Source organism: Microbacterium sp. MM2322 (assembly GCF_964186585.1).
GTDB lineage: Bacteria > Actinomycetota > Actinomycetes > Actinomycetales > Microbacteriaceae > Microbacterium.
Window position 1 is genome coordinate 269,580 of the sequence record NZ_OZ075067.1, and the last position, 10,190, is coordinate 279,769.

Genomic DNA, 10,190 nt, shown 5'->3' on the forward strand with positions numbered 1-10,190 from the left:
GACGGGTCTATCCTCTCGGGGTTCTGCGAGTCAACGAGGTTGAGCCCTCTTGAACGGCGCTGCGCTGTGCTCGGCGGGATCGAATACGACGTCATTCTGTCTGAAGTCAGTGGCGCCTGGTGCCTCGACCTGGGCCTGCCCGCGAGCGGCATCCCCTGTTCGTGTGGGGGGTGCGCGTGCCAGAACGACGCGGACGCCCTGTCTGCCGCGCATTCGATGTGCGGCTGCTGCCTCACTCACTGCCCTGACGTGCAGGGGGAAGCGGGGCGCGGATGCACGGTCGCGACGCGATATAGCCGCTACTTTGATCGCATGGTCGCCGCCAAGTTTCCTCAGTTCTCATCTCTCGACTTCGGACGCCTGGACGCTCGCGAGGAAGCGAAGCGTGCTCCGGGCCTTCTGATCAACGGCTACTTCGACTTCGAGAACGCGGCCTACGACGTCGCGTCAGGTCAAGCTTGGATTCTGATCGGTCCGAAGGGGGCAGGTAAATCAGCCTGCTTGGAGCATCTCGGGCTCATATGGAACGGACAGCACGATCGCTTCCTGTCTCGGTGGGATCTCGGAAGCTTTCCCGTGGCGGACGTAACGAAGATCCAGGTGGGGACCTCGCCGGGGCCGACCAGCACTCGGGCAGCCTGGGAATTCCTACTCCTTCTACGAGTGTTCGAATCTCTGATGGCAGATCAATCTGCCGCCTATCCGGCCCCCATCACGGGCTTCCACAAGTCTCTCGTCACCGCTGGTTTGCTCGGCGGACCAGACTTGCGCACAAAGTTCTTCGATTGGTCGAAGACGACCGTGAAGTTCAGTGTGCTCATGTTCGGCGTTGAGGGAAGCACGCAGGAGACTGAAGCCACCCCGCTGCAGGTCGTGGACCTCCTGAGGCGCGCCATCGGCCTTATCGAGACCTCCGCTCGACATGTCGTGTCGGTAGATGGGCTTGACTCCTTTTTCGCTCAAGCACAGGATCAGCGGGACTCCCTCGGCGCACTTGTCGATGCCTCTCACGAGGTCAATCACTTCCTTCTAGACACACAGGCTCGATCTTCTGTCGTGTTGGCTATCAGGCACGACATGTTCGTGTCGCTGCCCAGTACTGACTCGGCGAAACTCGGTGACCATGCGGTCGAACTCGACTGGAGTCGGGGCGGGACGAGCAAGGGAGAGGATCTCTGGAAGCTAATTGGCGCCAAGGCAAAGAGCTCCGTGCCGGCTTCACACACGGGCCTCGCGCTCGGCGACGTGCGCAAGGCATATCTCGCTGAACCGATCGGTATCGGACCCCACAACGACCTGCCCTCGTACTTGTTGGCGCAGACGCGACTGATCCCACGCGATCTGGTCGCCCTTATGGGCGCGCTTCAGAAGCTGCATCAGGGGGCCGGCCAGATTCAGGAGTCGACGGCCGTGGCCGCGGTCAAGCAGTACGCTGACACTTACTTCATTCGCGAGATGCGAAACAACTTGAGCCATGTTTTGCCAGGGCAGAGCGACAAGGTATCCGCCTTCTTCGATGCGTTGAGTGTGCTGAGTTCTCGTCATTTCAACGCGGAAGCGCTGAAACCTGAGCTGGACGGCATCGTAGAGAAGCATGAGCTTAGGGCTCTGCTGAACCAGCTTTTCCTAGCGGGTGGACTTGGAGTGCAGTCTCGTAGCGCAGGGTCGATGCACACGAACTTCATCTTCCGCAAGACCTCCGGCGGAGGGTTCTCCTTCGTCGCGGACTATGTGCTTCACAACGCGTTGGTCTCGGCGCTGAATCTCAACTGGTGACGGGTCCTCGCCCATCTTTGAAAGAGCTTCGGCTTGACAACGGGCCCACCCAGGTGGCTGCAGCCTCTGCATCCGCGCGCGCTCCGCGAATGAACTTACTTCACCCGCTAAGCGACAGATGCTGAGCCTGACGCCGGTAGAGACGCAAATTTGTATCTCAGCAGGGAAAAGGCGAAACCCCCGCGAATAGAAGCTTCGCGAGGGTTCCTAGGACCGTTGTAACGACGGTCCGTGTGGCTCCGACGGGCGTCGATCCCGTGACCTCACGATTTTCAGTCGTGCGCTCTACCAACTGAGCTACAGAGCCTCATGGCATCAGAAGTGCCACGTCTTAGACGAAAAGCCCTCTGAAAACAAAGGGCTCGTCGCTTAGAGCGACCCTGACGGGACTTGAACCCGCGACCTCCGCCGTGACAGGGCGGCACGCTAACCAACTGCGCTACAGGGCCATGCTTATTAAGTTGTGGGAGTGACCCCAACGGGATTCGAACCCGTGCTACCGCCGTGAAAGGGCGGCGTCCTAGGCCGCTAAACGATGGGGCCGAGCGACCCCGAGGGGATCACGCTTACCGAGGGTCAAGCATATGTGATCCCTGACGAATGTGCCAATCGAGGGCGCGCCCCACGTTGCCCGCGTCGAAACGAGGGCAGGATGACGGTGCCCACAGCAGTCTCCCTGTGACGAATGTGACCAGTGTTGCTAGTGTGATGTGCGGATCAGCACGCCATCTGGCTGAGGGAAGGGTGTGTGCAGTGATCGACCTACCCGAAGCGACCGGTGCCGACTGCGGCTGCGCGCCGACCGCCGAAGAGGCGCGCTCGTTCGCCTCTCGAATCAGCCGTCGCAATGCCCTGGGGCTCGGCGTCCTCGGTGTGGCCGCGGCATCCACCGGTGTGGGGTTCGCCCTCCCGGCCTTCGCCGCCACCTCGTATCCCAGCTGGGACGACGTCCAGAAGGCCCGCCAGAACGAAGCCTCCAAGGGCTCTGAGATCACCCGCATCCAGAACCTCATCTCGTCGCTTCAGAATGACGTCGTCGCGAAGCAGGCCGAAGCCGAGCGCCTCGGAGTCGAGTACCAGGACGCCCTCATCGCGTTCGAAGACGCGGCAGCCCGAGCCGAATCGCTCCAAGCCCAAGCGGATGCCCAGACGGCGATCGCCGACGAAGCCGCCAGCAAGCTCGGCGTGCTCGCCGCGCAGCAGTACCGCTCCGGCAAGGGCGACGCGACCATGGAGCTCTTCTTCTCCGACTCGTCCGCCAGCGCCGACGACCTCCTCGGCCGACTCGGCACGATGGACCGCCTCGTCGACGCCAACCGCGACGTGTACGCCGAGGCAGTCGGGGCGCGCGACAGCGCGAAGAACCTCGCCAACCAGGCCGCCGTCGCCCGCGAGGAGCGCGACAAGCGCAAGGTCGAGGCCGAGCAGAAGATGCAGGCTGCGCAGGAGGCCGCCCAGGCCGCCCAGGCCGCGCTCGCCGCTCAGAACGAGCACCGAGAGGTGCTCGAAGCCCAGCTCCAGGCCCTCCAAGACACCACCGCGAAGACCGTCGTCGCGTACAAGGCCGGCGTCGAAGCGGAGCGCAAGCGCCGCGAAGCAGCAGCTCGCAAGGCGCGCGAAGAAGCGGCACGCAAAGCCCGTGAAGAAGAAGCGCGCCGCCTCGCCGAAGAGAAGCGCCGCCGCGAAGAAGCCGCAGCGAACGCGAACAACGGTGGCAGCGGCGGCTCGAGCGGCGGCGGGTCCTCCGGTGGCGGCGGCGGAAGCAGCAGCGGCGGAAGCGGCGGCGTCGTCCAGAGCTCCGGCTGGGTGCGACCCGCCCACGGCTGGATCAGCTCCTGGTTCGGCGTCCGCGGCAGCATCTGTTCCTCCGGTGGCTGCACCGCCAGCGGGCACCGCGGCATCGACTTCGCCAACCCCTGCGGATCGCCCATCTACGCCGCGGCATCCGGCACCGTCATCTTCGCCGGATACAGCGGCGCCTGGGGCAACTACATCCAGGTCCGCCACAGCGACGGAACGGTCACCGGTTACGCGCACATCATCAGCGGCGGCTACAACGTCGGGTACGGCGACTACGTCCGCGCCGGCCAGACGATCGCCTACATCGGCAGCACCGGCGCGTCCACCGGCTGCCACCTGCACTTCGAGGTCTACCTCGGCGGCGTGCGGGTCGACCCGGCACCGTTCCTGCGGAACCGCGGCGTCAGCGTCTGACGTGACAAGACGAAGGGTCGGATGCCGAGCGGCATCCGACCCTTCGTCGTTTCACGTCAGAGCGTGCTGGGCGCTTCGCCCTCACCCTGCGTGCGAGTCTCGCCCTCGTGCTGCTCGAAGCGCTCGAAAGCCTCGCCGACCAGGCGCTCGGCCTCAGCCACGCCGGCCCACTCGTCGACCTTGACCCACTTGCCGGGCTCGAGGTCCTTGTAGCGCTCGAAGAAGTGGCCGATCTCGCCCTTGGTCCACTCGTCGATGTCGTCGACGTCCTGGATGTGCGCCCAGCGCGGGTCCTTGGCCAGGACCGCGACGACCTTGTCGTCGCCGCCGGCCTCGTCGCTCATCTTCAGGACGGCGACGGGGCGGACCTTCGCGAGCACACCCGGGTAGATCTCACGGTCCAGCAGGACGAGCACGTCGAGCGGGTCGCCGTCCTCGCCGAGGGTGTTCTCGAAGAAGCCGTAGTTCGCGGGGTAACCCATGGGGGTGAACAGCACGCGGTCGAGGAAGACGCGGCCTGTGCCGTGGTCGACCTCGTACTTCACGCGGCTGCCGCGCGGGATCTCGATGACGGCGTCGTAGGCGCCCATACCTGTGCTCCTTAGAAAGTCCGGTGGGATGCGCCGACCAGCCTACTGGCGAGGCCGCCCGTGCCGTACTCCGGATGGATCCGCCCTCCCCGCCTCCCGAGGGCGAAGTCTGGGCGTCCATCCGGAGAACGGTCCGCAGACCCGGGGGTGGACCAGGCACCCGTCGGTACGGTGGAGCCGTGCCCTCCCTGAATCCCGCCGTCGCCGAGGTCCGCCGCGCCGTCCGTGCCGCCCTCACGGGTCTTCCCGAAGGGGCTGTCGTCCTCGTCGGGCTCTCGGGCGGCGCCGACTCCCTCGCCCTTGCCGCCGCGGTCGGCTTCGAGGCGCCGAAGCTCGGGCTTCGAGCGGCATCCGTCACCGTCGACCACGCACTGCAGGCCGACTCGGCGGACATCGCGGTCCGCGCCGCCCGCGCGGCCGCCGCCCTCGGAGTCGACCCGCTCATCGTGCGCGTCACCGTCGGCGCCGACGGCGGCCCCGAAGCAGCTGCACGTGAGGCCCGCTACGGGGTCCTCCGGGATGCCGCGCGTGACGCGCAGGCCGCCGCAGTGCTCGTGGGGCACACCCTCGACGACCAGGCCGAGACGGTGCTGCTGGGCCTCGCCCGCGGGTCCGGTGCCGGCAGCCTGCAGGGTATGGCGGCGGCATCCGACATCGACGGCGTTCCGCTGCTCCGTCCCCTGCTCGAGGTGCGACGCGCGACCACCCGCGAGGCGTGCGCGGCGCAGGGACTCGAAGCGTGGGACGACCCGCACAACCTCGACCCCCGCTTCGCGCGGGTGCGCGTCCGCGAGACGGTGCTGCCGATGCTCGAATCCGAGCTCGGACCGGGCATCGCCGAGGCCCTCGCCCGGACGGCCGCCCAACTGCGGGAGGATGCCGAGGCCTTCGACGACATGATCGACGAGACGATCGAGGACATCGTCGAGCACGCCGAGGCCGGCATCGCCGTCTCGGTCGCCGCGCTCGCCGCAAATCCGCCCGCGCTCCGGCACCGCATCATCCGGCACGTCGTCGCGAGCGAATTCCACGTCTCGCTCACCCGCAGCCAGACGCTCGAAGTCGCCCGCCTCGTCACCGACTGGTCGGGGCAGGGACCCATCGACCTGCCCGGATGCCGCGCCCGCCGCGTCGGCGCGATGATCGAGTTCACGGGGGCAGGCGCGGGGGCTGCGGTCCCGGCATCCGATCGCGGTCTTTAGACTTCTGCAATGCGCGCAGCCGAGATCGCCGACCAGCTCACCGATGTCCTCGTCACCGAGGAGGAGATCCAGGCGAAGCTCGAAGAGCTCGCCCGCCGGGTCGAAGCGGACTACGAGGGTAAGGAGCTGCTGCTCGTCGGAGTGCTGAAGGGCGCCGTCATGGTGATGGCCGATTTCGCGCGTTCACTGAAGCGCCCGATCGAGATGGACTGGATGGCCGTGTCGTCGTACGGCGCCGGCACCAAGTCGAGCGGTGTCGTGCAGATCCGCAAGGACCTCGACACCGACATCTCCGGCAAGCACGTCCTGATCGTCGAGGACATCATCGACTCCGGCCTCACCCTCAGCTGGCTGCTCGAGAACTTCGCCTCGCGCGGCGCCGAGTCGATCGAGGTGCTGGCGCTGCTGCGCAAGCCCGAGGCGGCCAAGGTCGAGATCGACTGCCGTTACGTCGGATTCGACATCCCCGTCGAGTTCGTCGTGGGGTACGGATTGGACTTCGCGGAGAAGTACCGCAACCTGCGGGATGTCGCGGTCCTCGCCCCCCACGTCTACTCCTGAATCCGCGCGGTACGCCCAAAACGAACGCACAGACCCCGCATAGCGCTCCGGGGGTAGCCTGAACGCACCATGAACGTCAAGAAGCTCTCCCGCAACCCGTTCGTCTACGTGGTGCTGATCGGCGTTCTTCTGATCATCGGCATGACGTTGATCTCGAACCTCACCGGCGCCAAGAGCATCACCACGCAGGAGGGGCTCAAGCTCCTCGACGGCGACACCGTCTCGCAGGCGGTGCTCACGGACGGCGACCAGCGGGTCGACCTCACGCTCGACAAGGCGTTCGAGGGCTCGACGAACGTGCAGTTCTACTACCTGACGCCCCGCGCCGAGGAAGTCGTCAGCGCGGTGAACTCCGCAGCCCCGAAGGACGGCTTCAACGACGTCGTGCCCCAGACGAGCTGGTTCGGCAGCCTCATCTCGATCCTCCTCCCCATCCTCATCCTCGGTCTGCTCTTCTGGTGGTTGCTCTCCAGCGCCCAGGGCGGCGGCAGCAAGGTCATGCAGTTCGGCAAGTCGCGCGCGAAGCTCGTGACGAAGGAGACCCCCACGGTCACCTTCGCCGACGTCGCCGGCTCCGACGAGGCCATCGAGGAGATGCAGGAGATCAAGGACTTCCTGAAGGACCCGGCCAAGTTCCAGGCCGTGGGCGCCCGCATCCCGAAGGGCGTGCTGCTGTACGGCCCTCCCGGAACCGGCAAGACCCTGCTCGCCCGCGCCGTCGCCGGCGAAGCAGGAGTTCCCTTCTACGCGATCTCGGGATCGGACTTCGTCGAGATGTTCGTGGGTGTCGGCGCGAGCCGTGTCCGCGACCTCTTCAAGGAGGCCAAGGAGAACGCTCCGGCCATCATCTTCATCGACGAGATCGACGCCGTCGGTCGCCACCGCGGCGCCGGCATGGGTGGCGGGCACGACGAGCGCGAGCAGACGCTCAACCAGATGCTCGTCGAGATGGACGGCTTCGACCCCAAGGTGTCGGTGCTCGTCATCGCGGCCACCAACCGCCCCGACATCCTCGACCCGGCGCTGCTGCGTCCGGGCCGCTTCGACCGTCAGATCGGCGTCGACGCCCCCGACCTCAAGGGCCGCCAGCGCATCCTCGAGGTGCACGGCCGCGGCAAGCCGCTGTCGCCCTCGGTCGACCTCGCCGTCATCGCGCGCAAGACGCCCGGCTTCACCGGCGCCGACCTCGCGAACGTCCTGAACGAAGCCGCTCTCCTGACGGCGCGCTCCAACGCGCAGCTCATCGACATGCGCGCCCTCGACGAGGCGATCGACCGCGTCATCGCCGGTCCGCAGCGCCGCACGCGCGTCATGAAGGACAAGGAGAAGCTCATCACGGCGTACCACGAGGGCGGCCACGCCCTCGCTGCCGCGGCGATGAACAACACCGACCCCGTCACGAAGGTCACGATCCTTCCCCGCGGCAAGGCGCTCGGATACACGATGGTGCTGCCGCTCGACGACAAGTACTCCATCACCCGCAACGAGCTGCAGGACCAGCTGACATACGCCATGGGCGGCCGCGTCGCCGAGGAGATCGTCTTCCACGACCCGACCACGGGTGCATCGAACGACATCGAGAAGGCCACGGGCATCGCCCGCAAGATGGTCACCGAGTACGGCATGACCACCGACGTGGGCCCGGTCAAGCTCGGCTCGTCGTCGGGTGAGGTCTTCATGGGCCGCGACATGGGTCACGGGCGCGACTTCAGCGAGCGGGTCGCCGAACGGATCGACGCCCAGGTGCGCGCACTCATCGAGCAGGCCCACAACGAGGCCTACGAGGTGCTGAACGCGAACCGTGAGGTCCTCGACCGCCTGGCCCTCGCCCTCCTCGAGAAGGAGACGCTCGACCACATCGAGCTCGCCGAGATTTTCAAGGACATCACGCGTCTGCCCCCGCGCCCGCAGTGGCTCTCGAGCAGCGAGCGTCCCGTCTCCACCCTTCCTCCCGTCGAGGTTCCGCGTCGCGCGGAAGCCCCCGTCGCGGCGAACACCGAGGCCGAGCAGACGGCCCCCGAGACTTCTCCCGCGCGCCACGCGACGGGACAGGCTCGACCCGCGACGGCCTGAGGCGGCGCGCATGGCGGTCGACCGCACGCGCGTCTCCGAACTGGTTCGGGAACTGCTCGAGGCCATCGGTGAGGATCCGGAACGCCCCGGCCTGAAGCTGACCCCGCAACGCGTCGCCGACGCCTACGCGGAGTTCTTCTCGGGTGTGGGTGAGGATGCCGCGGCTCCCCTCGCGCACACGATCTCCGTCGCGCGGGGCCCGGCGCCCGACACGCTTCCCTCGGGGGCGGTCATGCTCCGCGACATCCGCTTCCGCTCCGTGTGCGAGCACCACCTGCTGCCGTTCGCCGGTCACGCGCACGTCGCCTACCTGCCCGGCGAGCAGGTCGTCGGACTCGGTGCTCTGCCGAAGGTGATCGACATCCTCGCCGCGCGCCCGCAGGTGCAGGAGCGTCTCGGCGAGCAGATCGCCGACACGATCGCCGGTTCGATCGACACTCGCGGAGTGCTCGTCGTACTCGACGCGGTGCACGAGTGCGTCACGATGCGCGGGGGGCGCCAGCCCTCGGCATCCACTGTCACCATCGCCGCTCGCGGCGTGTTCACCGAGGCGGCGGAGCGCGCGGAGGCCCTCGCCCTCCTCACGGGCGGCCGGACATGACCCTCGTCATGGGGGTCGTCAACGTCACGCCGGACTCGTTCAGCGACGGCGGGCGCTACGCGTCCCACGAGGCTGCCGTCGCGCACGGTCGCGCGCTCCGGCTCGACGGCGCCGACCTGCTCGACATCGGCGGCGAATCGACCCGTCCGGGAGCGACCCGGGTGACGGCCGACGAGGAGCAGGCACGCATCGTGCCCGTCATCGAGACGCTCGCCGCCGAGGGCGCGACCATCAGCGTCGACACGATGAACGCGGCCACCGCGGTTGCGGCTGTCGCCGCGGGTGCGCGCGTCGTCAACGACGTCTCGGGCGGTCTCGCCGACCCCGACATGATGAGCGCGGTCGCCGCGACCGAGGCGGACGTCGTCCTCCAGCACTGGCGCGGCCATTCCGCCGACATGTACCGCACCGCTGTCTACGACGACATCGTCGGCGAGGTGGTCGGCGAACTCGGTGAGCGCGTCGCCGCGGCGCGGGCGGCCGGCATCCCGGATCACCGCATCGTCGTCGACCCGGGTTTCGGCTTCGGCAAGACGCCCGAGCAGAACTGGCAGGTCGTGCGCGGCCTCGCGCAGCTGGTGACCAGCGGGCACCGGGTCCTCATCGGAACGAGCCGCAAACGGATGCTGGTGGTCGCCGCATCGGGCGCCGGAATCGAGCTGACCGGCGAGGACCGCTTCGACCTCGCCACGGCGGTCACGAGCGTCCTCGCGGCGCAGGCGGGCGTGTGGGCGGTCCGCGTGCACGACGTCGCCGCGACCCGCCTGGCCCTCGCGGTGCGGACGGCATGGGAGGGTGAAGGATGACCGACGAGATCTCGATCACCGGCATCCGCGCCACCGGGTTCCACGGCGTGTACGACCACGAGCGCCGCGACGGTCAGGAGTTCATCGCCGACGTCGTGCTGTCGCTGTCGCTCGCCCCGGCCGCGGCGAGCGACGACGTCGTCGACACGGTGCACTACGGCGAGGTGGCGGAGCGGGTCGCCGCGATCCTCGCGGGCGATCCGGTGGACCTCATCGAGACGGTTGCCGACCGCATCGCGACGGCCGTCCTCACCGGGTGGCCCCTCGTCGACGCCGTCGCCGTCACGGTGCACAAGCCCGCCGCGCCCATCCCCGTTCCGTTCGACGACGTCGCCGTCACCGTGAGGCGGTCCCGCGCATGAGCCGA

At 67.6% G+C, this 10,190-nt stretch carries 9 protein-coding genes and 3 tRNA genes; 8 read left to right on the forward strand and 4 right to left on the reverse strand.

The annotated features are described in order from the left end of the window. Positions 1-312: 312 nt before the first annotated feature. Positions 313-1,776, forward strand: coding sequence for a P-loop ATPase, Sll1717 family (locus ABQ271_RS01290; protein ID WP_349309765.1), 1,464 nt, complete (start codon positions 313-315; stop codon positions 1,774-1,776). Positions 1,777-2,010: 234 nt separating this feature from the next. Here ABQ271_RS01290 and ABQ271_RS01295 read toward each other — a convergent pair. The 3 genes from ABQ271_RS01295 to ABQ271_RS01305 all read right to left on the reverse strand — a co-directional run bounded on the left by ABQ271_RS01295 (position 2,011) and on the right by ABQ271_RS01305 (position 2,319). Continuing rightward, positions 2,011-2,083: transfer RNA gene (locus tag ABQ271_RS01295), tRNA-Phe, on the reverse strand. A gap of 68 nt (positions 2,084-2,151) precedes the next feature. Next, positions 2,152-2,225: transfer RNA gene (locus ABQ271_RS01300), tRNA-Asp, on the reverse strand. A 21-nt stretch (positions 2,226-2,246) separates the two neighbouring features. Then, a tRNA-Glu gene (locus ABQ271_RS01305) sits at positions 2,247-2,319 on the reverse strand. 210 nt (positions 2,320-2,529) lie between these two features. Between ABQ271_RS01305 and ABQ271_RS01310 the strand changes: the two genes are divergently transcribed. Beyond that, entirely contained in the window at positions 2,530-3,990 is a 1,461-nt protein-coding gene (locus ABQ271_RS01310) for a M23 family metallopeptidase (protein ID WP_349309766.1), read from the forward strand. A gap of 56 nt (positions 3,991-4,046) precedes the next feature. On the opposite strand, the gene ABQ271_RS01315 is transcribed toward ABQ271_RS01310, so the two are convergent. Then, positions 4,047-4,580, reverse strand: a complete 534-nt coding sequence (locus ABQ271_RS01315) for an inorganic diphosphatase (protein WP_349309767.1) — start codon at positions 4,578-4,580, stop codon at positions 4,047-4,049. Between the two features lie 179 nt (positions 4,581-4,759). Between ABQ271_RS01315 and tilS the strand changes: the two genes are divergently transcribed. The 6 genes from tilS to folB all read left to right on the forward strand — a co-directional run bounded on the left by tilS (position 4,760) and on the right by folB (position 10,185). Then, positions 4,760-5,782 carry a tRNA lysidine(34) synthetase TilS gene (gene tilS / locus ABQ271_RS01320; RefSeq protein ID WP_349309768.1) on the forward strand — a complete coding sequence of 341 codons (1,023 nt, stop codon included), beginning with the start codon at positions 4,760-4,762 and terminating at the stop codon, positions 5,780-5,782. A 9-nt stretch (positions 5,783-5,791) separates the two neighbouring features. Beyond that, on the forward strand, positions 5,792-6,343 hold the full coding sequence (gene hpt, locus ABQ271_RS01325; RefSeq protein ID WP_349309769.1) for a hypoxanthine phosphoribosyltransferase: 552 nt from the start codon (positions 5,792-5,794) through the stop codon (positions 6,341-6,343). A 69-nt stretch (positions 6,344-6,412) separates the two neighbouring features. Continuing rightward, complete coding sequence (gene ftsH, locus ABQ271_RS01330) at positions 6,413-8,416, forward strand: ATP-dependent zinc metalloprotease FtsH (protein WP_349309770.1); 2,004 nt, start codon at positions 6,413-6,415, stop codon at positions 8,414-8,416. 10 nt (positions 8,417-8,426) lie between these two features. Further along, positions 8,427-9,017, forward strand: a complete 591-nt coding sequence (folE, locus tag ABQ271_RS01335; protein WP_349309771.1) for a GTP cyclohydrolase I — start codon at positions 8,427-8,429, stop codon at positions 9,015-9,017. Then, positions 9,014-9,823 carry a dihydropteroate synthase gene (gene folP, locus ABQ271_RS01340; protein ID WP_349309772.1) on the forward strand — a complete coding sequence of 270 codons (810 nt, stop codon included), beginning with the start codon at positions 9,014-9,016 and terminating at the stop codon, positions 9,821-9,823. The genes folE and folP overlap by 4 nt, the downstream gene beginning before the upstream one ends. Next, complete coding sequence (gene folB, locus ABQ271_RS01345; RefSeq protein WP_349309773.1) at positions 9,820-10,185, forward strand: dihydroneopterin aldolase; 366 nt, start codon at positions 9,820-9,822, stop codon at positions 10,183-10,185. Before folP ends, folB begins: the two co-directional genes overlap by 4 nt. Positions 10,186-10,190 lie beyond the last annotated feature (5 nt).